This window comes from uncultured Ruegeria sp. (genome assembly GCF_947500045.1).
Taxonomy (GTDB): Bacteria; Pseudomonadota; Alphaproteobacteria; order Rhodobacterales; family Rhodobacteraceae; genus Ruegeria.
Genome location: NZ_CANMQQ010000007.1, coordinates 50,827 through 77,099, shown reverse-complemented (window position 1 = coordinate 77,099; position 26,273 = coordinate 50,827). Strand labels below are relative to the sequence as shown.

25 protein-coding genes and 1 pseudogene are annotated in these 26,273 nt (G+C 54.7%); 17 read left to right on the top strand and 9 right to left on the bottom strand.

Annotation, left to right across the window (positions count from 1 at the left end; all coding sequences use genetic code 11):
- Positions 1-63 precede the first annotated feature (63 nt).
- The 5 genes from Q1B46_RS13110 to Q1B46_RS13090 all read left to right on the top strand — a co-directional run bounded on the left by Q1B46_RS13110 (position 64) and on the right by Q1B46_RS13090 (position 4,599).
- Entirely contained in the window at positions 64-1,056 is a 993-nt protein-coding gene (locus tag Q1B46_RS13110) for an ABC transporter permease (protein WP_366871543.1), read from the top strand.
- The gene (gene nikC, locus Q1B46_RS13105; RefSeq protein ID WP_299669968.1) at positions 1,053-1,964 is read left to right on the top strand and encodes a nickel transporter permease; all 912 of its coding nucleotides are present in this window, start codon (positions 1,053-1,055) and stop codon (positions 1,962-1,964) included. The genes Q1B46_RS13110 and nikC overlap by 4 nt, the downstream gene beginning before the upstream one ends.
- Positions 1,961-2,809 (top strand): ABC transporter ATP-binding protein, encoded by an 849-nt coding sequence (locus tag Q1B46_RS13100; protein ID WP_299948640.1) that lies wholly within the window; start codon positions 1,961-1,963, stop codon positions 2,807-2,809. Before nikC ends, Q1B46_RS13100 begins: the two co-directional genes overlap by 4 nt.
- A 1-nt stretch (position 2,810) precedes the next feature.
- Entirely contained in the window at positions 2,811-3,563 is a 753-nt protein-coding gene (locus Q1B46_RS13095; protein WP_299948638.1) for an ABC transporter ATP-binding protein, read from the top strand.
- 355 nt (positions 3,564-3,918) lie between these two features.
- The gene (locus Q1B46_RS13090; protein WP_299948636.1) at positions 3,919-4,599 is read left to right on the top strand and encodes an IS6 family transposase; all 681 of its coding nucleotides are present in this window, start codon (positions 3,919-3,921) and stop codon (positions 4,597-4,599) included.
- Between the two features lie 152 nt (positions 4,600-4,751).
- On the opposite strand, the gene Q1B46_RS13085 is transcribed toward Q1B46_RS13090, so the two are convergent.
- Genes Q1B46_RS13085 through Q1B46_RS13070 form a run of 4 tightly spaced genes read right to left on the bottom strand, consistent with a single transcriptional unit; the run spans position 4,752 to position 8,976 of the window.
- On the bottom strand, positions 4,752-5,534 hold the full coding sequence (locus tag Q1B46_RS13085; protein WP_299948634.1) for an arginine deiminase family protein: 783 nt from the start codon (positions 5,532-5,534) through the stop codon (positions 4,752-4,754).
- Positions 5,535-5,537: 3 nt separating this feature from the next.
- Positions 5,538-7,142 (bottom strand): 5-guanidino-2-oxopentanoate decarboxylase, encoded by a 1,605-nt coding sequence (locus tag Q1B46_RS13080; RefSeq protein WP_299948632.1) that lies wholly within the window; start codon positions 7,140-7,142, stop codon positions 5,538-5,540.
- Positions 7,139-8,323 carry a pyridoxal phosphate-dependent aminotransferase gene (locus tag Q1B46_RS13075; protein WP_299948630.1) on the bottom strand — a complete coding sequence of 395 codons (1,185 nt, stop codon included), beginning with the start codon at positions 8,321-8,323 and terminating at the stop codon, positions 7,139-7,141. The genes Q1B46_RS13080 and Q1B46_RS13075 overlap by 4 nt, the downstream gene beginning before the upstream one ends.
- Positions 8,320-8,976: a TetR family transcriptional regulator C-terminal domain-containing protein gene (locus Q1B46_RS13070; protein WP_299948628.1), complete on the bottom strand. Its 657-nt coding sequence runs from the start codon at positions 8,974-8,976 to the stop codon at positions 8,320-8,322. Before Q1B46_RS13070 ends, Q1B46_RS13075 begins: the two co-directional genes overlap by 4 nt.
- A gap of 78 nt (positions 8,977-9,054) precedes the next feature.
- On the opposite strand from Q1B46_RS13070, the gene Q1B46_RS13065 reads away from it, so the two are divergent.
- Genes Q1B46_RS13065 through Q1B46_RS13050 form a run of 4 tightly spaced genes read left to right on the top strand, consistent with a single transcriptional unit; the run spans position 9,055 to position 12,215 of the window.
- Positions 9,055-9,852, top strand: a complete 798-nt coding sequence (locus tag Q1B46_RS13065; protein WP_299948626.1) for an ATP-binding cassette domain-containing protein — start codon at positions 9,055-9,057, stop codon at positions 9,850-9,852.
- Positions 9,853-9,894: 42 nt separating this feature from the next.
- A complete protein-coding gene (locus Q1B46_RS13060; protein ID WP_299669927.1) occupies positions 9,895-10,659 on the top strand; it encodes a transporter substrate-binding domain-containing protein in 765 nt (254 codons plus the stop codon).
- A gap of 9 nt (positions 10,660-10,668) precedes the next feature.
- On the top strand, positions 10,669-11,421 hold the full coding sequence (locus tag Q1B46_RS13055) for an ABC transporter permease (RefSeq protein WP_299948623.1): 753 nt from the start codon (positions 10,669-10,671) through the stop codon (positions 11,419-11,421).
- Positions 11,418-12,215 carry an ABC transporter permease gene (locus Q1B46_RS13050; protein ID WP_299948621.1) on the top strand — a complete coding sequence of 266 codons (798 nt, stop codon included), beginning with the start codon at positions 11,418-11,420 and terminating at the stop codon, positions 12,213-12,215. Before Q1B46_RS13055 ends, Q1B46_RS13050 begins: the two co-directional genes overlap by 4 nt.
- A 182-nt stretch (positions 12,216-12,397) precedes the next feature.
- Here Q1B46_RS13050 and Q1B46_RS13045 read toward each other — a convergent pair whose 3' ends face one another.
- Complete coding sequence (locus Q1B46_RS13045; protein ID WP_299948619.1) at positions 12,398-13,102, bottom strand: transposase; 705 nt, start codon at positions 13,100-13,102, stop codon at positions 12,398-12,400.
- Positions 13,103-13,472: 370 nt separating this feature from the next.
- On the opposite strand from Q1B46_RS13045, the pseudogene Q1B46_RS13040 reads away from it, so the two are divergent.
- Positions 13,473-14,823: pseudogene (locus Q1B46_RS13040) on the top strand (ISNCY family transposase).
- Positions 14,824-14,938: 115 nt separating this feature from the next.
- On the opposite strand, the gene Q1B46_RS13035 reads toward Q1B46_RS13040, so the two are convergent.
- Positions 14,939-15,619, bottom strand: a complete 681-nt coding sequence (locus Q1B46_RS13035) for a GntR family transcriptional regulator (RefSeq protein ID WP_299948617.1) — start codon at positions 15,617-15,619, stop codon at positions 14,939-14,941.
- 340 nt (positions 15,620-15,959) lie between these two features.
- Between Q1B46_RS13035 and Q1B46_RS13030 the strand changes: the two genes are divergently transcribed.
- The 7 genes from Q1B46_RS13030 (at position 15,960) to uxuA (ending at position 22,162) form a co-directional block, all read left to right on the top strand.
- Positions 15,960-16,943 carry a TRAP transporter substrate-binding protein gene (locus tag Q1B46_RS13030; protein ID WP_299948615.1) on the top strand — a complete coding sequence of 328 codons (984 nt, stop codon included), beginning with the start codon at positions 15,960-15,962 and terminating at the stop codon, positions 16,941-16,943.
- A gap of 93 nt (positions 16,944-17,036) precedes the next feature.
- Positions 17,037-17,531, top strand: coding sequence for a TRAP transporter small permease subunit (locus tag Q1B46_RS13025; RefSeq protein ID WP_299948613.1), 495 nt, complete (start codon positions 17,037-17,039; stop codon positions 17,529-17,531).
- Positions 17,528-18,838 (top strand): TRAP transporter large permease, encoded by a 1,311-nt coding sequence (locus Q1B46_RS13020; protein WP_299948611.1) that lies wholly within the window; start codon positions 17,528-17,530, stop codon positions 18,836-18,838. Before Q1B46_RS13025 ends, Q1B46_RS13020 begins: the two co-directional genes overlap by 4 nt.
- A gap of 96 nt (positions 18,839-18,934) precedes the next feature.
- Positions 18,935-19,678, top strand: coding sequence for a 3-oxoacyl-ACP reductase family protein (locus Q1B46_RS13015; RefSeq protein WP_299948609.1), 744 nt, complete (start codon positions 18,935-18,937; stop codon positions 19,676-19,678).
- An 18-nt stretch (positions 19,679-19,696) separates the two neighbouring features.
- Positions 19,697-20,008, top strand: coding sequence for a cupin domain-containing protein (locus tag Q1B46_RS13010; RefSeq protein WP_299948607.1), 312 nt, complete (start codon positions 19,697-19,699; stop codon positions 20,006-20,008).
- A 5-nt stretch (positions 20,009-20,013) separates the two neighbouring features.
- Positions 20,014-20,937, top strand: a complete 924-nt coding sequence (locus Q1B46_RS13005; RefSeq protein WP_299948605.1) for a sugar kinase — start codon at positions 20,014-20,016, stop codon at positions 20,935-20,937.
- Positions 20,938-20,965: 28 nt separating this feature from the next.
- Complete coding sequence (gene uxuA, locus Q1B46_RS13000) at positions 20,966-22,162, top strand: mannonate dehydratase (RefSeq protein WP_299948603.1); 1,197 nt, start codon at positions 20,966-20,968, stop codon at positions 22,160-22,162.
- Positions 22,163-22,472: 310 nt separating this feature from the next.
- Here the strand turns inward: uxuA and yghX are convergent, their stop codons facing one another.
- The 3 genes from yghX to Q1B46_RS12985 all read right to left on the bottom strand — a co-directional run bounded on the left by yghX (position 22,473) and on the right by Q1B46_RS12985 (position 26,272).
- On the bottom strand, positions 22,473-23,360 hold the full coding sequence (gene yghX, locus Q1B46_RS12995; protein WP_299948601.1) for a YghX family hydrolase: 888 nt from the start codon (positions 23,358-23,360) through the stop codon (positions 22,473-22,475).
- A gap of 90 nt (positions 23,361-23,450) precedes the next feature.
- Entirely contained in the window at positions 23,451-24,977 is a 1,527-nt protein-coding gene (locus Q1B46_RS12990; RefSeq protein ID WP_299948599.1) for a malonyl-CoA synthase, read from the bottom strand.
- Positions 24,974-26,272 carry a malonyl-CoA decarboxylase family protein gene (locus Q1B46_RS12985; protein WP_299948596.1) on the bottom strand — a complete coding sequence of 433 codons (1,299 nt, stop codon included), beginning with the start codon at positions 26,270-26,272 and terminating at the stop codon, positions 24,974-24,976. The genes Q1B46_RS12990 and Q1B46_RS12985 overlap by 4 nt, the downstream gene beginning before the upstream one ends.
- Position 26,273 lies beyond the last annotated feature (1 nt).

Here is a 26,273-nt window from a genome sequence, read left to right as displayed (position 1 = left end):
GCACTGGCCGAAAGACCAACAGGGGGGCGCCGTTCGGCGCCTCTCATCCATTGGATCAGGAGCATTCTGAAGACTCTTGGTACCATTGCAATTACGATGCTGGGTTTGTTGCTCGTAACCTTCATCATCGGTCGCGTGATGCCCATCGATCCGGTTTTGGCCATCGTTGGAGAACGGGCGTCGCAATCAACCTATGATGCTGTCTACCAACAGCTTGGTCTCGATAAACCGCTTCTGGTTCAGTTCTGGTATTATCTGTGGGATGTCCTGCACGGAGATTTTGGCAATTCACTGCTGAATGCGCGGCCTGTATCTGAAGATATCGCCCGTGTTTTCCCCGCCACGTTGGAACTCGCCACTCTGGGTGTTCTGATCGGCATTTTTCTCGGCGTTCCGTTAGGGGTGATTGCCGCAGTCAAGCGTGGCTCGTGGATTGACCAGATCGCTCGGGTTGTCGCGCTTGTCGGCTATTCGATGCCTATCTTCTGGTTGGGCTTGATGGGTCTGCTGGTGTTCTATGGTGTTCTTGGTTGGGTTGGTGGTCCCGGACGGTTGGACATTTTCTACGAAGATGTTGTCCCGACTCGTACGGGTTTGATCCTATTGGACAGCGCTATCGTTCAGGACTGGGATGTCTTCCGAAATGCTTTAACCCATATCATCTTGCCGGCGGCTTTGCTCGGCTATTACTCGTTGGCCTATATCAGCCGGATGACCCGTTCCTTCATGCTGGAACAGCTTTCGGCCGAATATGTCATCACCGCACGGGTCAAAGGCCTGTCGGAACGACAAGTGATCTGGCGCCATGCATTCAAGAATATCCGGGTGCAACTGATCACGGTTATCGCGCTGAGCTATGCCAACCTGCTTGAAGGGTCTGTTCTGACCGAGATCATCTTTAGTTGGCCAGGCATCGGCAGTTACATCACAACGGCATTGCTGAGCGCAGACATGAACGCTGTTCTGGGCGGAACAGTTGTGGTCGGGCTGATCTTTATCTGCCTGAATATATTCTCTGATCTTCTCTACCGTTTCTTTGATCCGAGGTCGAAATGAGCGATTTGACTTTGCGACAATGGCTGCTGGCCGACGCACCTACGTCTCGCCGTCACGCCAGATTGTCCAGTCTGTATAAGGGCTGGCTAACACTGCGAACGAATTCCATGGCTATGGTTGGTTTGACCATTCTGGTACTTCTTGTTTTCACCGCGGTATTTGCCCCTGTTCTGGCCCCGCATGATCCGTTTTCTCAGGATCTTGCTAGCCGTCTTCAGCCCATAGGGACCGAGGGGCATCTTTTGGGCACCGACAGTTTGGGGCGGGATATTCTGTCCAGATTGATTTATGGTGCACGTATCACGCTCTACATCGTCGCTCTGGTTGCTCTGATCGCGCCAGTAGCGGGTCTTTTGGTGGGGACTGTTGCGGGGTATGCAGGAGGTTGGGCCGATGTGGTCCTGATGCGCATCACGGACATCTTCCTAGCTTTCCCACGTCTGGTTCTGGCGCTGGCATTTGTTGCAGCCCTTGGCGCCGGAATCGAAAATGCGGTACTTGCAATTTCGCTTACGGCTTGGCCTCCCTATGCACGTATGTCGCGGGCCGAAACGCTGACCATCCGGTCGACTGACTACATCAACGCGATCCGCCTGCAAGGTGCAGGGCCATTGCGCATCATCACGCGCCATATCTGGCCACTTTGCATTTCATCGCTGATCGTGCGTGTCACGCTGGATATGGCTGGGATTATTCTGGCGGCGGCTGGCTTGGGTTTCCTCGGTCTGGGCGCACAACCGCCTAGTCCTGAATGGGGGGCGATGATATCAGAGGGTCGCAGATTTATTCTGGACCACTGGTGGGTTGCCACTGTGCCGGGGCTCGCGATTTTTACGGTATCGCTGGCTTTCAACCTGCTGGGTGACGGCCTGAGGGACGCCCTGGACCCGAAGGATGACGGACAATGAGTTTGCTGGACATCGAAGATCTTTGGGTCCATTTCCCAACCCGTCAGGGCGTGTTCGACGCTGTACGCGGCGTATCGTTCTCGCTGAGACGCGAACGGTTGGGTATTGTCGGTGAAAGCGGCTCTGGCAAGTCAATGACGGGCCGGGCGATCCTGCGGCTCATCCGCAAGCCCGGCATAGTCGAGGCGGGTCACATCAATCTGGAAGGCCGCGATCTGCTGAAGTTAAGCGAACGCGAGATGCGCGAGGTCCGGGGGAAGCAGATTTCCATGGTCATGCAAGACCCCAAATTCTCACTGAACCCGGTAGTCACTGTTGGTGAGCAACTTATGGAGGCCTATCTTCAACACAACTCCGGCTCCAAGTCTCGTGCACGGAAGATGGCTATCGAGATGCTGGAGAATGTGTCGATCCGTGATGCTGCGAGGGTGATGCGCACGTATCCTCATGAAGTTTCCGGAGGTATGGGACAGCGTATCATGATTGCGATGATGCTGATCCCCAATCCCAAGATACTGATCGCGGATGAGCCGACCTCAGCACTGGATGTCAGCGTCCAGAGACAGGTTCTGAACATCATGGACGGGTTGGTCAAGGAACGGGGCATGGGGCTGATCTTCATCAGTCACGACCTGAACCTCGTTTCCGAGTTCTGCGACCGCGTTCTCATCATGTATTCAGGCCGGATTGTCGAAGTCTGCGAAGCGAACAAGCTGCACCAGGCCCAACACCCATACACCCAAGGGCTGTTGAATTCCCTTCCCCGACTTGATGATACCCGCACCCATCTTAGTGTCCTGACCCGAGACCCGTCATGGTCGAAGGCACCAAGTGTCAGAGGTTGAAATGACGGCATTGGAAATCAAGGACCTAGACGTCTGGTTCGGCCACGCACATGACCGCGTTGATGCGGTCAAAGGTGCCAACCTCAGTGTCATGCAGGGCGAGAGCTTTGGTCTTGTGGGAGAGAGCGGATCCGGAAAATCGACCATCCTGCGCGCAATAACGGGCCTTGCGCCGCAATGGTCCGGTACCATCGAGGTCGAAGGTCAGGCGCTGTCCGGAGCGAAACGGGATCGCGCATTCTTCCGGACGGTGCAAATGGTGTTTCAGGATCCTTACGCCTCGCTTCATCCGCGGCACACAGTCGATCAGGTGCTCAGCGAAACTCTTCATTTGCACGGACTGGACAATATCGACAAACGTGTGGCGGGTCTGTTGGATGATGTCGGCCTTGGGCAACGGTTCCGGTTCCGATATCCGCACCAGCTCTCTGGTGGTCAGCGTCAGCGCGTCGCCATTGCAAGGGCCTTGGCCGGTGAGCCAGATATCCTGCTATTGGATGAGCCCACATCGGCCTTGGATGTAAGCGTTCAGGCCGAAGTTCTGAATTTGCTCGCCGACCTGCGCACGAAACACGGACTGACGTATCTGATGGTATCCCATGACCTTCCTGTTATTGCGCATATGTGTGACCAATTAGCTGTCATGAGAAACGGCGAGATTGTGGAAGTCATGTCCTCCGAAACTCTGCGGATGGGAAATCCCAAGCATGAATACTCGCAGGAATTGCTCAGAGCTTCGGTTGCTCCACAGTGAGTGTGGCGTATCAATGTTGGGACAGTTATATGACATCACCGATACTGTTAAAGAAGGCGCTGCTAAGGAAAAATTATCTACTTTGAATAGTCCACTGACTACAACGCCTAAAAAAACGGTTTGCGGGCATTACAGCCAGACTAAAATTTGGCAATGGCAGGTTCGACCGGAGGGTGTGTGAAAACTCCGGCCCACGAACTCTTTGGTCGCGCTCGTTTTCAGCACCTGTGCAAACGCTTTCTGAGAAGCGCGAGAGCGTGCACATAAAGGGGGCTCTGTTGCAAACTTTTGACATTGACGCTTTCGGAATTAGCGCGTGAATGACTGCCGGTCATATCAAGTCGAAAGCCAGCTTATGATCTCCTTCAAAGGCGCGCAATATCCGAAGGATGTGATCCTGTTCGCGGTCTTCTTCTACGTTCGATACGGCGTCTTCTATCGCGACTTAGAAGAAATCATGGGAGAGCGAGGTGTTTTCGTGGATCACACCACGTTGAACCGATGGGTAACGCGATATTCTGGCGCCATTGCCGAAGCAGCGCGTAGACGCAAAGTACCATGCGACTGCTCCTGGAGAATGGACGAGACATACATCAAGGTGAAAGGCGCTTGGGTCTATCTATACCGCGCCGTCGACAAACACGGAAAGACACTTGATTTCATGTTATCTGAGCGGCGCAACAAGCCAGCTGCCACTAAATTCCTTGCCCGGATGCTGGAAGTTAATGGGTTACCACGGAAGATTGTCATCGACAAAAGCGGCGCCAATACTGCGGGCCTGAAGGCCATCAACAAAATGCTCAAAGGCTTTGGATGCCCCATTCCCATCGAGATGGTCAGACGAAAATACCTCAATAACATCGTAGAACAAGATCACAGGTTCATAAAAAGGCGAACCCGTCCGATGCTTGGTTTCAAATCCTTCAATTCAGCATCAGCAACTCTAGCTGGAATCGAAACTGCGCACATGATCAGGAAAGGTCAACTCACGCCAGGAGTCTGTCCATTCAAACAATTCGCCGAACTAGCCGGTTAACACCGATGCGATCGCTCAATCAGCTCACCATGCTCAAAAGTTTGCAACAGAGCCCATGATCTATAAATGTTTGGTCAGTGGAATTCATGACGACGATTTCACACGTTTTTTACCTCAAGAACGCCAATGACCAAAAGTTAGCGACAAATCCCTCAAAATCTTAGCGAAAGACATGACATTCCGCCATCCAGCTTTGCGCAGTCAGTGTTGTCGATCTCAACAATCTCATACCCTTCAAGATCCAGCATTTCCGCCGTGCGTGGGAAGCCAGCGGCCATAAGCACCAGATTGTTGAAACGGATCGCATTGGCGGCCGCTTCTTCCCCATCAGCAACATGCAACACCCGGTAGCCACCAAAGCAGCCCGATGCATCCAACCGTCTGGTTGAAAGGATTGTCTCGGCATCCATCAGAGAACAATCTGTCTTGAAGTGCAAAACGCCTTCGGGGGTGAAGACCTCGCGCAATTTGTGACCCCACTCAGAGGTGATTTTCGCCAGCTCGGCGACACCTTCAGCGTCAGTACGATCCGATCGGCCCACCAGAATTTCGCGTCCGGTTACAAGGATGTCTCCGCCCTCGATATGGCCGGGGCCTTTTATTTCCAGAACTGTGTCGTAGCAGGCGCGAAGTGTCGGGGCCATTTCGGCCACTTCACCCATTCGCGAAGGTGCGCCTGGCCGCATCAGCACTGTACCCTGAGGCAGGCAGAGGGCTGTATCCTCGACAAACTGCGCGTCAGGGAACGCGTCGAGGGGATCAAGTTCGATCACTTCAGCACCGGTGCTTTTCAGTGCAGCCACGTAAGCCTTATGTGCCGCCATCATCCCGTCGAAATCCGGGTTGCCGATATCTTCCGCACGCAATCCGCCAACTATAGTCGGAGCCGGACGTCGGGTAATTGCGCGGGAAAACTCAAAAGTTGGGTCTGACATGTTTCAATCTTTCTGAGGTTCGAATTTTGGCGCGGCGATTTCGATCATTACCGGCCCATCTTGGGCGTCTGTTTCGCGCAACGCCTGCGCGACAGCTTGTGGTTCAGCTGGAACCGAAGTGAATGGAATGCCAAATGACTTGGCAGTAGCTGCAAAATCGGGGGGCGTGGGGTCACATCCGATGACAGTCACGCCTACATCCTGCATCGAGGTGGCAATTTCCCGATACCCGTGATTGTTCCAGATTATGAATGTGACCGGAAGGTTTTCATCCACGGCCGCCATGATTTCAGGCATTGAAAACTGCGCGCCCCCATCGCCAGCGATGCAGATCACCCGTGCTGACGGATCGGCGACCGATGCACCGATCGCTGCGGGTATGCCATAGCCAAGCGCGCCGTATCCCGTTGCAGCGTTAAACCAGCCTCCGGCCCGGTCGTGGTCGTAGAAAAGATTGCCGGCATAAATTGGTTGGGTGGAGTCTCCGACCATCAGCGCTTTTGGGGTGGCAGAGCGTATTGCATTCAAGATTTCTACCTGATGGCGATAGTCCGGACCAATCTCCTCCCAAGCTGCGTTGCGGGTTTTACGGGCACGTTCCGCGCCATCGCGTTGCTTTGCCTCTTGCGGCAAAGCCTCGAACAGCGCTGGTACAACTAAGATAACGTCACCTTCAATGGTGATCGATGCTTCATGCCGCGCCAATTGATCGCTGCACCGATCAACCCGTATCAGGTCTGACATTTCCGCAAGTTGACCGGTGGCATACATATCATAGTCGGTTGGCCCCAGCTCGGTTCCCAAGGCCAGTACGCAATCGGCGCTTTCTATCAGCGAGCGTACGGCGCTTAGGCTGGGACTGGCCGGAACGGTCAGAGGATGCCCATGCATCAGGCCGCGTGCGTTGACAGTTTGCACCACTGGGGCATCCAGCGCTTCGGCCAGAGCTTGCAGTCCGGCCTCCGCGCGTTTTGCGCCGCCGCCCGCCAGAATGACGACACTCTTCGCTTCGGCCAGATGTTTTGCGGCATGTGTGATTAGTGCCGGATTGACTGGGGGCTCAGGATCAGGGGTCTCAACCGGCGCTTTCTGATATTCAGCCGCTGCGATATCCAGCGGAACCTCGATATGCACCGGACCGGGTCGACCGTTGGTGAGGTGGTGGAATACGCGGTCCAAGGCTGCGTCCAGATCGTTGGCGTCGGAGATTTGCTCGGATTCCAGCGCAACCGTTCTGGCCAGCCCCAGTTGGTCTGGCAATTCATGTAAATGCCCCAAGCCCTTGCCGAGCGATGCCGTTTTGTTGACACCTGACACCACCAGCATTGGTATTGAATCGGCACGCGCCTGTGCCATCGGCGTCAGCGTATTGGTTAATCCGGGACCGGTGATCACAAAGGCCACACCCGGTTTGCCCGACACACGCGCATAGCCATCGGCCATAAAGCCCGCACCCTGTTCGTGCCTGGGCGTAACATGACGAATTCCTGAGGACGCAAGCCCACGATACAGCTCAACCGTGTGAACGCCCGGAATTCCGAAGACGCAGGTCACATCCCTTTGGCGAAGCCTGGCAACCAGAGTTTCGCCGATTGTCATTCCGCTCATGCAACCTCGCGTGATTTGCTGTTGGCGTGATCGATGATGCGATCGATCGCGGTGGCAAAGTCGGTGTCGCTGATTGTCAGCGCGACCCGCACCCAGTCCTTCAGGCTATCCCCAAAGGCGGATCCCGGCATGACAGCCACCCCGGACTGCAGAAGGTCCCAAGCATAAGCTTCGCCATCAATCCCAGTGGCAGAGACGTTGATGAGCGCAAACATTCCCGCCTCTGGCCGGTGAACGGTCAGATCCGTTTCCGCTTCTAGACGATCGGCCAGTAAGGTGGCGCGCCCAGAGAAACGGGCGGACATTCCGGGGGCAACCTCGGATCCGTCGCGGATCGCCTTTTCCGTCATGTCCGCGATGAATGGCTGATTGCCGAAGAGCATCGTCTCGGAAAACGGCAGGAGCGCTTCGCAAAAAGCTGCGGATCCGACACACCAACCACTCCGGAACCCAGGGGCAGCATGTGATTTCGAGATGGAGGACACCCCAATTACACGATCCGCCAGTTCCGGGTCTGCCAGTGGTGAAACAAATCCCGCACTGTCAAAGATCAGTTCCTCGTAGACCTCGTCCGAAATGATCCACAAATCATGCGCAATCGCGAGTTGCCCAATCGCGGCAATTTCTGCGGCAGTCAGGATCGCACCCGTCGGGTTGTGAGGAGTTGTCAGAAGAATGGCACGACTACGCGGGGTAATGCGTGCAGCGATATCTTCGGCCTGCAGGCGAAACCCGTGCTCTGGCCGCAGCGGTACGGGCACTATTTCTGCCCCAGATGCACGCACGACACCTTCATAAGTTGCGTACATTGGATCACCGACCAGAACTTCGTCACCGGCCTCTGCAACCGCAGCTACGGCTGCGAACAGCGCGGTTTGCGTCCCAGGAAAGCATAGAAAGTTCTCAGGCCCAAAAGCCCGCCCACGAGAGCCTGAGTAGCGTGCAGCAAGCGCGTCGAGCAGCCCAGTTTCGCCGCGCCCATTGGAATACCCTGTCCGATGTGCCCGCAATGAGCCTACGGTGGCTTCGATCAATGCCTCCGGCACGGGCACATCCGGTTCTCCAATCGTCATTTCGACGATATCCGCACCGGCTTTGATAAGGTCGCGTGCTTTTAGGTGTACGCCCCATTTGGCACCACCTAGGCCCGCTAAACGCTCAGTCACAGATGTGGTCTTCATGGCTGCTCCACCTCTTTGGTCAATGGAATCCCAACGATGGCACTGACAGAATTCAACCCGATCTGCGCCAGTTGCCCTTCGGAAAAGGCATCCGGAAGCGCACCTCCTTCCAGCCAAAGGCCGTCGATCACCGCGTTGCAGGCGATCGCCAGTTGCGTTGCTTCCGACGCTGCGACCGATCGCCCGGTTTCTTGTAGTGCGGCAACGATCAACTTCTCGAGGTGATCCCGGAAATAGTTATAGGTTTGCTGGTGGATGCGCTGCATTTTCGGATCATGCTGCACCTTATTCAGGAAGCTGGCCCATAAGGCCACGGCGCTTGGGTCAACGATTGGTGGTCGCAGCGACGCGTCAACGAAATTGGTCAGCCGAGATACCGCGTTGCCCATTCCTGACGAAGCAGCTGTCTGATCGGTTAGCGTATTCATGTGATGCTCATACGCAGCCTGAACCAACTCTTCTTTTGACGAGAAATAGTGACGGATCAACCCTTGGGTCACATTCGCGCGGGCCGCAATTTCACGCACCGTGGCGCCCCGAACGCCCATCACGGCGATCAGGTTCAAAGTCGCCAGGATTAGCGCCTCGCGCCGAAACTCAGCGGACTCGCGTTTGAATTTGCGGCTGTCGTCCTGCACGTCCAGGTCATCCATAGCAAGAAGTTATTATACACTTGCATAATTGCGAGATTCGGGGCTTACTGCAAGCTGAAAATCAGAAGATTCTTGGATATGGACACAGCCAAAGCAGTATCACCCACACTCGAAGCAGCCGCGTCCATTGAGGCGATAAAGGTTGAGGACCTGCACAAATCCTTCGGTACGCTGGAGGTTCTGAAAGGTGTCTCCCTGACGGCTAACAAGGGGGATGTTGTTGCCATCATCGGGGGGTCAGGTTCTGGCAAATCCACCATGCTGCGCTGTATCAACTTTTTGGAAACGCCAAGCTCTGGAAAGATCACCATTGGCGGTGAACTGGTTGAAATGCATACCGATGGCAGCCCCTCCAACCGCCGCCAGATCGAGCGCATCCGCACCCGGCTTGCCATGGTTTTCCAGCAGTTCAATCTGTGGACCCACCGTACGCTTTTGGAAAATGTGATCGAAGTGCCGGTACATGTCCTCAAGGTTCCAAAAGCAGAGGCAATCGCGCGGGCGCATGAACTGCTGAAAAGGGTGGGGCTCGGCGACAAGGCCGACACCTATCCGGCCTATCTTTCAGGCGGTCAGCAACAGCGCGCGGCCATTGCCCGGGCGCTTGCCGTAGATCCTTCTGTGATGCTTTTTGATGAGCCCACCTCGGCGCTTGATCCCGAACTGGTCGGTGAAGTTCTGACCGTAATTCGTGATCTTGCTGCCGAAGGGCGCACCATGCTGCTTGTCACCCACGAAATGAAATTTGCGCGCGAAGTCGCCAACCACGTCGTCTATCTCTTCGAAGGCCGCATTGAAGAGCAGGGTCCACCTGCCGAGGTCTTCGGCAACCCAAAATCAGAGCGATTGAAGCAGTTCCTCAGTTCGGTCACCTGATCCAGCAAAAACAACATAATAAACCAAAAGGGAGTAACAATAATGAACGTCAAGAAACTGCTCGTGTCCGGGCTTGCCGCTGCTATCCTTTCGGCTGGTGTCGCCAGTGCCGAAGAGGTCAAGATTGGCATCGCGGCCGAGCCTTATCCGCCCTTCGCTTCGCTGGACAGCTCAGGTAACTGGGTTGGTTGGGAGATCGATGTCATCAATGCTGTCTGTGCCGCTGCGGAACTTGACTGTGTTATCACGCCGGTGGCCTGGGACGGTATCATCCCGTCGCTGACCGGCCAGCAGATCGACGCCATCATGGCTTCCATGTCGATCACCGAAGAGCGCTTGAAAACCATTGATTTCAGCGATCCTTACTACAACACACCCGCAGTCATCGTTGCTGACAAGTCGATGGATATCGAAGCGACGCCCGAGTCACTAGCGGGTAAAATCATAGGCATTCAGGCCTCTACCATCCATCAGGCCTATGCGCAGGAATACTTCAAGGATTCTGAGCTGCGGGTCTATCAGACTCAGGATGAGGCCAATCAGGACCTATTTGCAGGACGCATCGATGCCACGCAGGCCGATAGCATCGCCATGGCCGATTTCGTTAATTCGGATGCGGGTGCGTGCTGTGAGATCAAAGGTGCCGTCAAGGACGACCCCGCCATTCTAGGTCGGGGTGTCGGGGCTGGCGTACGCAAAGGTCAGGACGATCTGGTTGCGGCGCTCAACAAGGGCATCGCGGCAATTCTGGCCGATGGTACCCACGAGAAGATCACCTCGAACTACTTCTCGGCCAGCATCTACTAAGCTGCTGCTGTGACCGGACTTTTGGACTCACTTGGATTGGCGCAGAGCGCAGAGCTTCTGTCGCTCTCGCCGCCGGGATGGGGGGGCAATCTGCTGCGCGGATTGTCCCACTCGCTGCAGATTGCCTTTGGCGCGTATGCACTCGGCCTCGTGATTGGATTGTTCGGAGCTTATGGAAAACTCTATGGCGGGAAGGTCACGCGCGATCTTCTCGCCATCTATACGACCGTGATCCGCGCCGTGCCGGAACTGGTCCTGATCCTGATCCTGTATTACGTGGGATCGGATATCATCAACAAAATCTCCACCGCCATGGGTGGTGGGCGGGTCGAAATCAACGGCGTCGCTGCGGGCATATGGGTGCTGGGAATCGTTCAGGGCGCTTACGCGACCGAAATTCTGCGCGGTGCCATTCAGGCGGTCCCCCCCGGGCAGATCGAAGCGGCGAAATCTTACGGGATGCCCGCCTTGATGACCATGCGCCGTGTGACAATCCCTGCAATGATGAGCTTCGCGGTGCCCGGTCTGGCCAATCTGTGGTTGATCGCCACCAAGGACACCGCGCTGCTCGCGGTCGTGGGCTTCAACGAACTTACGCTTGAAACCCGGCAGGCTGCCAGCAGTACGCGCGCCTATTTCACTTTCTTTCTGGCGGCGGGTTTTCTTTATCTCATGGTCACGCTGTGCTCGGGTGGTATCTTCGCACGAATTGAGAAATGGGCCCGTCGCGGCCAACCCTCTCTGAAGGGAGGGAGCAGATGATCGACTTCAGATCGCTGATGCAGCCACATCGCATCGTGATGATGCTGATATTCGTCGGTATCGTTGTCTGGTGCGCCGTCTCGCTTCAGTGGGACTGGATACCGAAATACGCACCGCTCGCCCTTCAGGGCATTTGGACGACGATCTGGTTATTGGTCGTTACCATAGTTCTCGGTTTCCTGCTCGCGGTACCGCTCGGGTTGGCACAGGCGGTCGGACCCTGGTACCTTGCCGCCCCAGCAAAGACATTTTGCACCATCATCCGCGGCACACCGCTGCTGCTGCAGCTTTGGTTATTGTATTATGGGCTTGGATCGCTGTTCCCGCAATTCCCATGGATACGCTCGTCAGAGCTCTGGCCCTATTTGCGTCAGGCATGGCCCTATGCGGTACTCGCGTTGACACTGTCCTATGCCGGCTACGAAGGCGAGGTTATGCGCGGCGCCTTCAAGGGGGTCGCCAAGGGCCAGCTAGAGGCCGCCAAGTCCTTCGGAATGCCACGGCTGACCATGTTCCGCCGTATCTGGCTGCCGCAGGCGATCCGCAACGTTCTGCCGACACTGGGTGGCGAAACCATCCTGCAATTGAAGGCAACCCCGCTGGTTGCGACCATCACTGTTGTCGACATCTACGCAGTGTCTTCACGTGTGCGTTCCGACACTTTCATTGTTTACGAGCCGCTCATCCTGTTAGCCGTTTTCTATGTTCTCGTTGCGGGTGTGATCGCATTGGCGTTCCACTGGCTGGAAGTGAAGGTACTTGGGACTGGAAGTCGCAATGGAGTTGTCGGATAGTATCTCCAGAAGCGGAGTAGGAGCCTGCACCCACAGCCTACATAACAACGTTTCTCAACAGTGCCCTGACGGTGTTGACACGTTAACTTCCTGTCCACCAAAGAATGCTGATGATCAAATTCATGCAGCTCGAGTAGCAGCATTCCAGGCGTCAAATGCCTCGAGACGGTGAAATCGGATTGTTAAGGCTGAACGACGGCGTCCGGGGACACAGAAGCAACTCCGAACGGCTGAATAGGTAGCCACGAACCTCTGCAAATCTCCTGGAGACCGATGTCCTTGCATCGTCCGTTCTTGCTTTCACCCGATTGGCGTGAGATCGGAGCAAGCCCGGCGAGGCACGCGGCCTGTTTCCCACTCATCTCTCCGAGTTCTGGCATCTCGATCAGCATCGAGAAGGTGGTGACTTTTGAGATGCCGGGAATGCTTATCAGTATTTCGAACCGCGCGGTCAGCTCAGCGTCCTGGGTAACAAGATCCAAGATGGCCTGGTCGATCTGTTCGAGATGCTTCTCAACCTGAGCCAGTCGCTCTTTCAGATGGCGCTTCAGCAGTTTCTGAGTGGTTGTCTGCTCCCGCGTGCGAACCGTGACGCGATCCTTGATCAACCCGCGTCTAGCCGTCATCAACTCTCTGAGAGTGTTGAGATATTCGGCTTTGGGCGTTTGCGGTGCGAGCTCCAGGATGGCACCCATCTTCGCCAATACCGCCGCATCGACTTTATCGGTTTTGGCAATCTTCCCCGTCACTTCGGCAAATCTACGGGCTTGCCGTGGATTCACTTTGGAATATGGAACGGCCTCTCCGGAAAGGCTGTTTTCCAGTCGCCTGTGGTACACGCCGGATGCCTCAAGCACGACCAAACCGGTGCTGTCGATTTTGTCCATCTATGCAACGCGCGCAGGCCCTTGCCATCATTGGCAAATCGCCTGTGTTCAGCACGCGCCATGCTGTAAGCATCAAGCCAGTCTTTTGATACGTCGATCCCAATGGTATCGTTCATCTGTCTTTTCCTCACCTCGTCTTGTCATGCGGGCTTTGCGCCCCTGTATCCGTTCAGGTCGATAGAAAAGACGGGGGCGATCACACTGCTTTTCGGTCCTTGCACGACCTGAAATGTCCCGATCCGTCCCCCGCCGCTATCCGGCATATTTGAGGTGCCGGTCAGCGGCTCCGTTATCGCATGGGAGCCAAGGATCAGCCTAAGACAAGAAGTGTCGCACTTCCCTGTCGAGCAGGCAGGATTGGAGTGTGACGGTGGGATTGGTTGTCATGAGCGAGCGCAAGCTTAATCGTATTGAAGTGTTGAGCCAGGTTTCCCAAGGCCGTATGACGGTGGTTTCCGCCGCAAATGTTCTGAACCTGAGCCGCAGGCAAGTTCACCGTTTGCTCAAGGTTTTCCAGATTGATGGCCCGGCTGCGCTTCGTCACAAAGCGCGCGACCGTAGATCCAACAATCGTATTGATCCGGCCGTTCGTGAGTTTGCGTTGGCACTCGTCAAAGAACGATGCGCTGATTTCGGCCCGACACCGGCGGCTGAGATGCTGTTGTAACATCATGATTTGAAAGTGTCGCGCGAGACGCTGCGCAAATGATGCAAGCAGATGGAATTTGGCTCTCTCGGGAGCAACGTAAGGTGTTCCATCAGCCGCGCCTGCGCCGGGATTGCTATGGTGAGCTCATCGATCTGACCATCGCTGGTTCGAAGATCGCGCGCCGCCCTGCACGCTGCTTGTCTTCATTGATGACGCGACCAGCACATTGATGCAGCTGCGGTTCGTGACGTCGGAAAGCACCTTCAGCTATTTCGAAGCGCTTGAAGGCTACCTGGCCGATCACGGTCGTCCTGTTGCCTTCAATTCCGACAAGCACACCGTGTTTCGGGTAGCGCAGCAAGGTGCGAAGTCGGGCCATGGCATGACCCAGTTCGGTCGCGCGCTGAATGAGTTGAACATCGAGATCCTCTGCGCCAACAGCAGCCAGGCCAAGGGCCGCGTCGAGCGCGCCAACCGCACGCTGCAGGACCGGCTGGTAAAGGAACTGCGTCTCGCCGACATCTCGGACATGGAAGCCGGAAACGCTTTCCTCCTGGGGTTCATGCAACGCTACAACGCCAAGTTCGCCAAATCGCCGCGGCGCCAAGACAATCTGCATCGGGCGCTGAATGTCGAGCCCAACCGTCTGCGGGACACCCTGTGCTGGCGCGACGAGCGCTATGTCGACCGCAATCTGGTGCTGCGCTACGACCGCAAGCGGATCACGCTTGAAGAGAACAACCTTACGCGCGACCTCGTTGGCAAATACGTGGACAGCTACGAATTCCAGGATGGAACGCTGGAATTCCGGTCAAAGGGCGTCCCACTGCCCTACTCTGCTTACGACAAAGACCAACGCGTGAGCCACGCGGCGATCACCGGGAACAAGCGACTAAGCGCAGTGCTGGAGCACATCAAGCAAGAGCAGGACAAGGCACCACCGAAGAAGCGCCGCGCCGACACCCAGGCCACACGCTACACTCCAACAGGTCGGCGCAACAACGGCTGGAATTCAAAGCTCGCGAAGGTGGCGAAAGAGAAGCGCGCAGTCAGCCAGGGCTCCGATGTTTGAGGTCTCCAACCAGCCAGGCTGCACTTCCGTTTCGCGACAAATGGGACATTTCTACTTGGTTGCAACAATAGCGGAGTAGTAAGGCACAAAAAAGAGCGGCTCGCAACGAAGCTACCTATTCATCAAAGTAGGCGTTGTGCGTCGTGTAAATTGCCTGGATCGTTGGTGTCAAACGCTCAAGATGCGTGCGAAGGACTTGATCGGCCGCCTTTGCATCACCATTAAAAAGGCCCTCTAAAAGAGTTTGGTGATCCACATACAAATCATCCATTGCTTTTTTGCTGGTCAACGCGAGCATACAAAGGCGATCAACCTGCGCTTTGTTCTCGGCGATAATTTCAAACGCAAATTCTTGTTTGGCCGAGGCACAAAGTAATTTGTGAAACTGGTAATCCAGATCATGAAACAGGCTGACATCTTCCGCTGAAATTGCTTCCGCCTGTTTGCGAAGGTTCGCTTTCAATGCTGCGTCCACCGACTTGTCGCGATCTAACGCGGCAGCACGAACGACTTCCAATTCAACCGCAGCACGGACGAAGCGGGCGTTCGCGATGAGCTGCCGTGAGAATGGTCGAACAACTGTTGCGCGCTGCGGTCGCACCAATAGGAGATTGAGGTTGGCTAGTCGTGTAAAAGCCTCTCGCACAGGTTGACGTGAGAACCCGAATGACTTTGCGACATCCGTTTCGGATATCTTTGTCCCTGGGAGCAGTTCCAACCGGGTGATTTGTCCAAACAGTTCGTCAAAGACGACATCGCTACTCGTCGTGCGCTCAAGGGTTCCCAATGCTACCATTTTTTGTATTCCAACCTCTGTTTGACAGCATTGTGGCAGATCAACGAGGTAAATAATAGTTCAAAATTGGATACTAGAAGACAATATTTTCACTATTCTTAAAAGAAAAATGCAAAGTATGTATGCATTGTATGAAATAATATGTTGACTAGTATCCCAGTTATCGTGTTGTGTGTGCCCATAACGAGGTCGGAGCAATCGTGCTAGTCGGGAGGGCATCAGATCATCCAGATTTGGATGAAGACTGGTTTGGCATCGCCGTTTGCAAGGCTTCGAAGACGATCGCCGGTCAGAGATGACTGGGAGAAAACAAGACCTGAACTTGATCTGGGAGGATAGAATGTTCAATTTTTCACTAAAGACTATGGCTGCGACGGCTGTTTTGCTAAGCGGGGTTTCAATCGCACAGGCGGATGTAACACTGCGCGGCGCGAGCATGTTTGATGAAGAGCACGCCTTTACTAAGACTCTGCGAGAGTTTGAGCGCCTGGTCGCTGAGAACTACGATGGAGAGGTCGAGTTTGATCTGCGCCTGAATGGTGAACTTGGGGTGGAATCTGATTACGTCACATACCTCAATCAAGGTGTCGCGGTTGACTATACGATTCTGGCCCCGTCCAATATGGCCGTGTTTTCAGAGTCCATTCCATTGATGGATATGCCTTTCCTGTTCCGTGATCTTGAACACTGGGACGCGGTACTTTCATCGGATGCGCTGAAACCTCTTGAGGATGATCTGCGCGAAGCCGCGGGCATTGTGATTGTGGGTTATCACGGTGGAGGCGTAAGGAACCTAGCTTCTGCCGAGCCCATCACAAACATGGACGAACTTGCAGGGCACCGCATGCGCGTCATGGGGGCGCCGATTCAGGCGCAGACATTCTCGGCCGTTGGTGCGGCGCCTTCTGCCATCGCATACAACGAAGTCTATAACGCAATCCAAACAGGCGTTATTGCCGGGTTCGAAAACGAAGCAGCCTCGATCCAGAATCTGAAGTTCTACGAAGTCGCGCCGCATGTTTCATTGACCCAGCACACGATCACTGTGCGCCCAATTGTGATGTCAGCGAAAATCTTCGATGAACTGCCTGCGGACCTGCAAGCTGCCATCATGGAAGCTGGTGCTGAAGCCGGTGCATTTGGTCGCGCGCTGGAGAGCGGTCAGGACGGCGAAAAACTTCAGGCGATGATCGACGCAGGTCAGATCGAAGTGCATGAGTTCGAGGGTCGCGAGAAAATGCTGGAATTGGTTCAGCCGGTCCAGGACGCCTATGCTGAAGAGCTGGGCGCGACAGAACTGCTCAATAACGTTCGCGGAATGTAATCTCCCGGCTGACGGGCGGGTGAGTCTTCAAGCTCGCCTGTCGGCACAATTTCCGATGCGCTTGGCGCGTCACATTGCGGAGTAGGGCGGAACATGCTTGGAAAATATCTGGATAAGTTCTGCGCTGGGCTTCGTATATTGCTTGGTGTGATGATGGGCACACTAGCCATCCCTGTCGCGATGCAAGTTGTCTCTCGCTACACCGGTTTGATTCCAACATACCTTTGGACCGAAGAACTGGCGACGTTCCTGTTCGTCTGGATCGTGATGATCGGGTCGATTGTTGCTGTCTGGGACGGCACGCATTTCGACGTTCGGATTACCCGCAACGCAATGAGACCGCTGCCACGTTTGTTCCAAGACGGCATCGTTCACGTTGCCATCATGATTTTTGGGGCGTTCTTCCTGTTTTACGGCATCGAATACACCGAATTTGGGGGCAAACAGCGGTCGGTAATGATGCGTGCAAATCTTGCGATTACGCACATCTCGGTCCCGATTGCCGGAGGGTTTTGGTTTCTCCTGTCAGGCTACCGGTTGTCCGAAGCCATCGCGAAATATCTAAACCGAGAGAGCAGCCAGACATGATCCTCGATACTGCAACTGCCGCCACGATGCTTATTGCTGGCTTTCTGGTGCTGATTTTTATCCGCATCCCTGTGGCATTCGCATTGGGTTTGGCGACCCTTCCGGTTGTGTTGCTTGAGCTGCGGTTGACGCCGTTCATCGTACTGGATCGGATGTTCCAATCCTATAACTCCTTCATCTTATTGGCCGTTCCATTCTTTCTACTGGCGGCCAACCTGATGAATTCCGGCAAAGTAACCGACCGGCTGATCGAACTGGCCCGTGTGCTAACCGGCTGGATGCCCGGCGGATTGGGTCATGTAAATGTCGCTGTATCGATGCTGTTCGCAGGCATCTCCGGATCTTCCACAGCAGATGCGGCGGGTATTGGAAAAATCCTGATCCCAGCCATGCAGAAAGAGGGGTACGACACGCGGTTTGCCGTTGCTATCACGGCCTGCTCTTCGGTGATGGGGGTCATCATCCCGCCGTCGATTTTGATGATCGTTTGGGGCGGTGTCATGCAGGTCTCTGTCGGCGCATTGTTTTTGGGTGGCGCGATTCCGGGCCTGATGATTGGCCTCGCCTTGATGGCTACTGTCTACTGCTTCGCAAAAGCCCGCAATTACCCGGTGACTGCGACGCCGAATTGGGGTGAGTTCTGGGCCGCTTGGAAAGGTGCCGCGCTTGCTCTTTTGACGCCGGTCTTTGTGATTGGAGGGATCGTAGGCGGTCTTGTCACACCAACTGAAAGCGCAATCATCGCAGCTGGTTATGCGCTGATCCTGGGCATGTTTGTCTATCGGACGGTCACACCCAAGGACTTGGGCTTCATCCTCTATGACACGGCACGCTTTGCAGCCATCTCGCTGTTTGCAATCGGCACTGCGTCAGCATTCGGGTGGTTACTGTCATTCTACGATGCGCCGCGCCTGATCGTCAGTGTTTTGACCGCTTGGGAGTTCGGCGCTTTTGGGACTGCACTGTTGATTGCGCTGCTGTTTCTCCTTTTTGGCCTGTTCATCGACGCGATTCCGACAATTATCATCCTTGGCACGGTTCTGATGCCTGTGGCCCAGGCGGGCGGGGTTGATCCAATCGCATTCGCAATCATTGGTATCGTCTCGCTTGCCTTCGGGCTGGTGACGCCGCCCTACGGCTTGTGCTTGCTAATCTCTGCTGCGATTGGCGGCCTAAACGTTGTGCAAGTCCTGCGAGAGGTTGTGCTTATCCTGGCCCCAATGCTGGTCATTCTCATTCTGCTGGCAGCATTTCCCGAAATCATTCTGTGGCTCCCAAAGACAATTATGCCGGGGGCATTCCGTTAGTGGCGTCTCCAGTTGCGCTCTGAGCGCAATTCGAAGGCGGCCAAACTAGACCCATGACAAAAGCGAAGCTCGCACTTTGCAATAGGAAGGATCGACATGAAACTTGCAGGTAAGACCGCCATCGTGACCGGAGGAGGCCGCGATATTGGCCGCGCCGTTGCGATCAAACTCGCCTCTGAAGGCGCAAATGTTGCGATTAACTATTTTTCCAGCTCGAATGGCGCTGAGGAAACCGTCGCTGCAATCGAAGGCAATGGCGGTAAAGCGATTGCCTTGCAGGGCGATCTGAACAAGAAGGCGGATGTTGACGCGCTGGTTTTCCGCACTGTCGAAACCTTTGGCGGCGTTGACATTCTGGTCAACAACGCTGGCGGTCTGATCGCCCGTAAAACCATTGCGGAAATGTCAGTTGAGCATTGGGACGCCGTGATGACCCTGAACCTGACCAGTACATTCCTGATGACCCAGGCTTGCCTGTCCAGGATGACGTCAGGGACTATTGTGAATCTCGCCAGTCAAGCCGGGCGTGATGGCGGTGGGCCGGGCGCCGTCGCCTATGCCACGGCCAAAGGCGCGGTCATGACCATGACGCGCGGATTGGCAAAGGAGGTTGGCCCTGACATCCGAGTGAATGCGCTTTGTCCTGGTATGATCGACACTGATTTTCACAACGTTCACACCCCTGATGCAGGTCGTCGAGGCTTTGAAGCCAACGCCCCGCTTAAGCGTCAAGGTCATGTGGATGATGCAGCGAATCTCGTTTTATTCCTGGCCTGCGAGGACAGTGCTTTCATCACGGGCGCGAATATTGATCTCAACGGTGGTATGCTGTTTTCTTAATAGAAAAGGAGAGAACCTGTGTCCCACTTCCCGATCGTTTCGACCGGTGAACATGTCACGCGGCAGGTCCTATCTGATCATTCGGAAATCATGGTTGTCGCCTTCCGGTTTCAGGCGGCTGGGGCTATTGGCGACCTGCACAGCCATCCGCATGTTCAGGCGACCTATGTCGAAAGCGGGCGATTTCGATTCACGCTTGGTGAACGCGAACAAGTGTTTGGTCCCGGCGACAGCTTTGTCATCCCATCAGGCCAAACCCATGGCTGCATATGCCTGGAGCCCGGTAAATTGGTCGACAGTTTCACACCCCGTCGCGACGATTTTCTGTGACTGACATGCGTTTCTTGGCAATCGGGGAGTGCATGGCAGAACTTGCCCCAGTAGATGGGGTTAGGGAGTTCAAGCTTGGTTTTGCGGGCGATACCTTCAACACAGCATGGTATCTTGCACAGGTCGCATCAGATATCGATGTCGGTTATTTGACCGCTGTCGGAGACGATGCGATTTCGCAGGACATGCGAACGTTCATGAAAGACAGTCGGATTTGCGATACGCACGTCCAAGTCATCGCAGGTAAAACGGTTGGGCTATACCTTATCCATCTCAACAATGGTGAACGTAGTTTTTCATATTGGCGCGACGACTCCGCAGCCAGACAACTGGCGGTCGACGAGATTGCTCTTGGGCGGGCAGTTGGAGACGCAGACTTGATCTACTTTTCTGGAATAACTCTCGCCATTCTCGATCCACAATCACGCGAAAAGTTGCTTAATGCATTGCGTCATGCGCGTGCGTACGGAATAACTGTAGCCTTCGACACAAACCTGAGACCGCGGCTTTGGTCTTCGCCAAAGGAAATGACAGACACAATCATGGAGGCGGCGGCACAATCCGATATCGTCCTGCCATCTTACGACGACGAGGCCGAGTGGTTCGGGGATCGCGATTCAATCGCAACGCTGAACCGATATGCTGAGATTGGTGCGGATCAGATTGTCGTAAAAAACAGCGCTCAGCCAGTGTTGTTTCAGAATGATGGCCAACGCGGGGCGGTGGACGTTGATACAGTGACGAGTGTCGTCGATACCACCGCGGCAGGGGACAGTTTCAATGCTGGTGTGTTGGCAAGCGTTATTAGGAACGATGATTTAATTTCCGGAATACGGCAAGGATGTCGCCTTGCAGGCCGCGTCGTCCGTCACAAAGGCGCGCTCATTCCTATCGAAATAAATCTCCGGAGAGATGAGGTGGGATGGTGATCCCCTATGATCGTGGAGTAACAAGACCATGAAACAGACCTGGCGGTGGTTTGGCCCTTCCGACGCGATTTCGATTGGTGAAATCAGGCAAACCGGCGCATCCGGCATCGTCTCAGCCTTGCACCATATTCCAACAGGAGAGGCTTGGTCGATCGAGCACATCAAAGAGCGGCAGCAACAGATAGAACAACCCGGAGGCGTTCCATCGGGGCTGACTTGGGACGTAGTTGAAAGTGTGCCGGTGTCCGAAGCAATCAAATCTCAAACTGGCCCGATGAGACAACACATTGAGGCCTACAAGACGAGTCTGCGAAATTTGGCAGAATGCGGTATTCACACGGTCTGCTACAATTTCATGCCCGTATTGGATTGGACGCGGACAGACCTTAGCCATCAGCTGCCGAATGGCGGGCACGCGATGCGGTTTGACCTTATTGATTTTGTTGTGTTCGATTGTTTCATCCTTTGTAGGAAGGGCGCAGAGCAAGACTATTCAGCCGAGACCGTAGAAACCGCACAGGCCCGGTTTGCAGATCTGGGTGATGGAGATCGCCAGAAACTGTCTAACAATATCGTCGCTGGTTTGCCGGGGGCGAACGACAATTGGTCTCTAGAGGACGTGAATCGAAACCTCGACGCATATGTTGACGTGACGCCTGAAATGCTCCGATCCAATCTGGTTGACTTCCTGTCCGAAGTCGTTCCAACAGCTGAAGACCTCGGCATCCGGTTATGCTGCCATCCTGATGATCCACCTTTTTCTTTGCTTGGGCTACCAAGGGTCATGTCATCGCAACGTGATTATGCCACTGCGCTGAATGCTGTCGACAGCCCAGCAAATGGGGCAACGCTATGCACCGGTTCATTGGGTGTTGATAAAGACTTCGACCCCGTATCTTTCGTTACTCAGCTTGGTCATCGCATCCATTTTGTTCATCTTCGCAATACTGTGCGTGACGGTCCAAGTGACAACAACCGCCACAGTTTTTCCGAGTCCGAACATCTGGCAGGAGACACCGATATGGTTGCAACAATCCGCGCCTTGTTGGCCGAGGAACAACGGCGCCGAAATCAGGGACGATCAGATTACGAGATTCCCATGCGACCGGACCACGGCCATGCCTTGCTGAGCGACCTCACACGTCCGTCACAGCCTGGTTACCCGTTAATAGGCAGGATGCGCGGTCTCGCTGAGCTGCGTGGTGTCATGCGTGGCTGCAATTAGATGCATATCTGTGTTCAACGCCGTTATTCGCTGTTTATTTGCGGGCGTCTTCCCTCGCGGACAGAAAAGACCGTTTCCCTGACTTGATGGAAGCCTTTGAGTCGCAAATGACAAGACCTGTGCGCTAATGAAAAACCGAATGGATCAAAATCAAATTCTGAGCTGTCGTCGAACGGCAAAACTACTCGTCGCCCGACAGCCCCTCTGATCACGAAACTCATAAAGCTCAGGCTTCTCGGGAATTGTTCTCGGAGAACAGTAGGCGTTTGAAGCGAAACCAACGCAAGGTTGGTTTCGCAGCTCGCCGAAACTATTTCAGATAGGTGTTGAACCAATCAATTGTGCGGTCCCAGGCTAAGTTTGCCATCTCCTCGTCATAGCGTGGCGTGCTGTCATTGTGGAAACCGTGGTTGGCATTTTCGTAGATGTAGGCCTCGTATACCTTGTCGTTGGCCTGCAGGGCGGCCTCAAAATCTGGCCAGCCCGAGTTGATGCGTTCATCAAGCTCCCCCATCTGAATCAGCAGCGGTGCCTGAATTTTGACCACATCCTCGGCCGTTGGCTGGCGCCCGTAGAACGGCACTCCAGCGGCCAGTTCGGGATAGGCCACGGCAATTGCGCTAACTACACCGCCGCCATAGCAGAAACCCACAGCGCCGACCTTGCCGGTGCAGTCTTCTCGGTTCAACAGGTATTCAAATCCATTGAAGAAATCATTCATCAACTCGACTCGGTCCACAGTCTTTTGCAGGTCGCGCCCATCGGCGTCGTTGCCCGGGTATCCGCCCACCGACGTCAGGCCGTCGGGGGCCAGTGCCATAAACCCGGCTTTCGCCAATCGGCGCGCCACATCTTCAATGTAGGGATTCAAGCCGCGGTTTTCGTGGATGACCAGCACCGCGGGCAGCGGCTCTTCCACGCCGGTCGGCCGGACAAGGTAGCCACGGACATCACCGGTTCCGTTCGGCGAAGGATAGGTGATGTAATCCGCGTGGATATCAGAATCGTTGAATGAAACCTGCTGCGCCATCGCGTAGTTCGGGCTGAGCATGTTCAGCAATGCGGCTGCGGATAAACCACCAACCGCGAACTTACCGGCGCGGTCCAGAAACTGGCGCTTGGTGATCTTGCCGTGCGCGTAAAAGTCGTACAGGTCCAGGAGTTCCTGGTCGAAATCTTTTGCCGTCATGCGAGTCATTGTAAGTCTCCTTATGAGTTGGCAGTTCGAAGGGTGGGGTATTGTCAGACCAAATAGATTTTGGCCTGTTAGAGTTTCTGAGCAGGTCTGCTAGGGCACTGCCTGTAGTGGTTCCTTGTGCGCGTGTTGTTGTTCGCGCAGTACATTCTTTTGAATCTTTCCCATTGTGTTACGCGGCAGTTCCGGGACGAGTTCATAGCGTCGCGGATGTTTGAAGCGCGACAGCTTGTCTCTGATGATCCCAGCAATCTGTTCTATGTCAAGTTGTGCGGCGGGTTCGGCAACCAGAGCGGCGATGATCGCTTCGCCAAAATCGGTGTCGGGAATTCCGAAGACTGCCGACTCAAGGACACCATCAATGTCGTTCAGGACGTCTTCAATTTCTTTGGGGTAGACGTTATAGCCACCGGTGATGATCAGGTCTTTTGAGCGGCCTACGATCGACAGGTAGCCATCCTCGCTGAATTGGCCCAGATCTCCGGTGATGAAGAACCCATTCTCTCGGAGCTCTTCGGTGGTTTTCTCCGGCATCTGCCAATAACCCTTAAAAACATTGGGCCCACGCACCTCGATCATTCCAACTTCGCCCTGCGGCAGCGGTTCTCCAGTTTCGGGGTTTGCGACGATTACCTCGGTGCCGGGTAACGCTATACCGACAGTTCCCGCGCGACGTTCACCATCATAGGGGTTCGAGGTGTTCATGTTCGTCTCGGTCATGCCATAGCGTTCGAGAATGCGGTGGCCCGTACGTGCTTCGAACGCAAGATGGGTCTCGGCCAGCAATGGGGCTGAACCGGAAATGAACAGACGCATGCTCCCTGTGACCTTTTTGGTGAAACCTTCATCCGCCAGCAATCTGGTGTAGAAAGTGGGGACACCCATCAAAAGGGTCGAGTGAGGCAATTCTTCCAAGATCGCGCCAATGTCGAATTTTTCCATAAGCCGAACTTTGGCACCGGCGAGCAATGACGTATTCATCGCTACGAACAGCCCATGCGTGTGAAAGACCGGCAGTGCATGAATCAAGTGATCGGTGCTTGTGATGCCCCACAATTCTACGAGAGTTTGTGCATTGGATAGAAGGTTTTGATGGCTCAGCATCGCGCCTTTCGAACGGCCAGTGGTGCCTGATGTATATAGCAAAGCCGCAAGGTCGTCTGGCACGCGATCCACGGTTTCGAATACGCAGGGTTGTGCGTCTGCCTCGTGGCTCAGGCTTGGAGTGTCGCCACCAAGAGTCAGCAGCTTTGCACAGGACCGGGCCGCCAATATTGTGATATCCGCTTCGTCGTTGCTGTCGCAGACGATCATTGCGGGTTGGGCGTCAGAGACAAAATAGTCCAGCTCTGCCAACGTATAGGCGGTATTCAGCGGTACGTAGACAGCGCCTACCCGAACCGAAGCAGCGTAGAGTGCAATCGTATCAGTCAGCTTTGGGGCCTGCACGACGATGCGATCACCTGGGGAAACTCCGCTGTCTTGCAAAACATGCGCGATCTGCGCGGCGCGCTTCAGAAACGCATCATAGGAAACCACTTGGCCATCATCGAGTTGCAGGAATGGTGCTTCGTTACCTTGGTGGCAGGCAAACAGGCTGTCATAGAGCAAGTTGGTCACGATTTACTTTCCCTTGAATTGACCGCAAGCACTGTGGTCGAAGCTGCGCGAACAGAACGCGCGGCTTCGATCGTGGCATGTGTTGCAAATTCTTCGTGATGACGTTCTGTCTTGTTTAAATCGTAAAGGTAGTTGGCCATCGCGCCGCCGGATTGGGACTGTCCATTCGGCGACAGATCGGCCTCAGCATGAAGTTCGTGAAGCTCTGCGCCATTCCCAAGGTGAAACCGTGCCACCGGATCCAGCGGCATCCCATCTTCGCGCTTGGCGAACATCAGGTACCGGGCCGCCATAGCACGCAAGTCCTGCGGCGTGGCTGTTCCCGCAAGCACGGCCTCGGCGGCATGGCCGTGCTCAGGATGTTCTGTTTCGCCAGCCAACCAACGGGTCAGCCCCGGTATCGGTGACAATGTCACAAATGTATCAAGCCCCAGAAGCTCTCGCGAAAGCTCTGTAACTACCTGTTTGATCAGCAGATTGCCAAAGCTGATACCCGTTAAACCCCTCTGGCAGTTTGAAATGGAATAGAACGCTGCGACTTTTGCCTGTTCGGCTTCGATCGGTTCTCGACCTTCGGACAAAAGCGTATCAATTGCGTCCGGAATATCAGCTGTCAGAGCAACTTCGACGAATATCAGAGGTTCATCTGGCATCGAAGGATGAAAAAACGCAAAGCAACGACGATCTGGCGGGTAGAGCCTACGCCGTAGATCGTCCAGATCGTTGATCTGGTGGACCGCCTCATGAGCAACGACCTTGTCCAGAACACGGGCAGGCGTATCCCAGCTGATCTGTTTGAGGACAAGAAAACCTCGATTGAACCAGCTTCGCAGCAAATGGACGAAATCAATGTCGGTCCGTTTGAGTTCGGGGTTGGATTCGAGAAACCGCAGCAGGTCAACGCGCATAGCCACAAGTTCTTGTGTCGCGCCAGACGGTTGGTTCAACCGGCGTAACAATTCTTGCCGCCTTGGTTCCGTGACTTCACTAAGCTTTTGATATAGTTCGATGCTTCGAGCATCAGCGTAGAGGCGTGCCGTTTCAGCAAGCTGATCTGCGTCTAACTCAAGCTGGTTGTTCAAATAGATGAAAAAGTCGATTTTTGCCGGATCGTCCAAGGTCTGGTAGCGATCAAGAATCGTTGAGGCGAGCATGAAGCCCGATACTTCACCTTCAGCGGACAAAAGCGCCTCACAAAGTTCTGCGATGGTTCGTTTGTCATCTTTGCCCCGCCTTTTGCCAGGGCGGTCCAACAATTGGTTTAATAAATCACCCAGAAACCAATTCCGCTGCATT

Excerpts from the sequence above, each read along its gene's own strand:
- uxuA (WP_299948603.1), top strand. The coding sequence starts at position 20,966 with ATGAAACAGACCTGGCGGTGGTTTGGCCCTTCCGACGCGATTTCGATT.
- Q1B46_RS13035 (WP_299948617.1), bottom strand. The coding sequence starts at position 15,619 with ATGGTAGCATTGGGAACCCTTGAGCGCACGACGAGTAGCGATGTCGTC.
- Q1B46_RS13020 (WP_299948611.1), top strand. The coding sequence starts at position 17,528 with ATGATCCTCGATACTGCAACTGCCGCCACGATGCTTATTGCTGGCTTT.
- Q1B46_RS13030 (WP_299948615.1), top strand. The coding sequence starts at position 15,960 with ATGTTCAATTTTTCACTAAAGACTATGGCTGCGACGGCTGTTTTGCTA.
- Q1B46_RS12985 (WP_299948596.1), bottom strand. The coding sequence starts at position 26,272 with ATGCAGCGGAATTGGTTTCTGGGTGATTTATTAAACCAATTGTTGGAC.
- Q1B46_RS13045 (WP_299948619.1), bottom strand. The coding sequence starts at position 13,102 with ATGGACAAAATCGACAGCACCGGTTTGGTCGTGCTTGAGGCATCCGGC.
- Q1B46_RS13065 (WP_299948626.1), top strand. The coding sequence starts at position 9,055 with ATGGACACAGCCAAAGCAGTATCACCCACACTCGAAGCAGCCGCGTCC.
- Q1B46_RS13080 (WP_299948632.1), bottom strand. The coding sequence starts at position 7,142 with ATGAGCGGAATGACAATCGGCGAAACTCTGGTTGCCAGGCTTCGCCAA.
- Q1B46_RS13100 (WP_299948640.1), top strand. The coding sequence starts at position 1,961 with ATGAGTTTGCTGGACATCGAAGATCTTTGGGTCCATTTCCCAACCCGT.
- Q1B46_RS13015 (WP_299948609.1), top strand. The coding sequence starts at position 18,935 with ATGAAACTTGCAGGTAAGACCGCCATCGTGACCGGAGGAGGCCGCGAT.
- Q1B46_RS13060 (WP_299669927.1), top strand. The coding sequence starts at position 9,895 with ATGAACGTCAAGAAACTGCTCGTGTCCGGGCTTGCCGCTGCTATCCTT.
- Q1B46_RS13095 (WP_299948638.1), top strand. The coding sequence starts at position 2,811 with ATGACGGCATTGGAAATCAAGGACCTAGACGTCTGGTTCGGCCACGCA.
- Q1B46_RS13075 (WP_299948630.1), bottom strand. The coding sequence starts at position 8,323 with ATGAAGACCACATCTGTGACTGAGCGTTTAGCGGGCCTAGGTGGTGCC.
- Q1B46_RS13085 (WP_299948634.1), bottom strand. The coding sequence starts at position 5,534 with ATGTCAGACCCAACTTTTGAGTTTTCCCGCGCAATTACCCGACGTCCG.
- Q1B46_RS13050 (WP_299948621.1), top strand. The coding sequence starts at position 11,418 with ATGATCGACTTCAGATCGCTGATGCAGCCACATCGCATCGTGATGATG.
- yghX (WP_299948601.1), bottom strand. The coding sequence starts at position 23,360 with ATGACTCGCATGACGGCAAAAGATTTCGACCAGGAACTCCTGGACCTG.
- Q1B46_RS13070 (WP_299948628.1), bottom strand. The coding sequence starts at position 8,976 with ATGGATGACCTGGACGTGCAGGACGACAGCCGCAAATTCAAACGCGAG.
- Q1B46_RS13025 (WP_299948613.1), top strand. The coding sequence starts at position 17,037 with ATGCTTGGAAAATATCTGGATAAGTTCTGCGCTGGGCTTCGTATATTG.
- Q1B46_RS13090 (WP_299948636.1), top strand. The coding sequence starts at position 3,919 with ATGATCTCCTTCAAAGGCGCGCAATATCCGAAGGATGTGATCCTGTTC.
- Q1B46_RS13005 (WP_299948605.1), top strand. The coding sequence starts at position 20,014 with ATGCGTTTCTTGGCAATCGGGGAGTGCATGGCAGAACTTGCCCCAGTA.
- nikC (WP_299669968.1), top strand. The coding sequence starts at position 1,053 with ATGAGCGATTTGACTTTGCGACAATGGCTGCTGGCCGACGCACCTACG.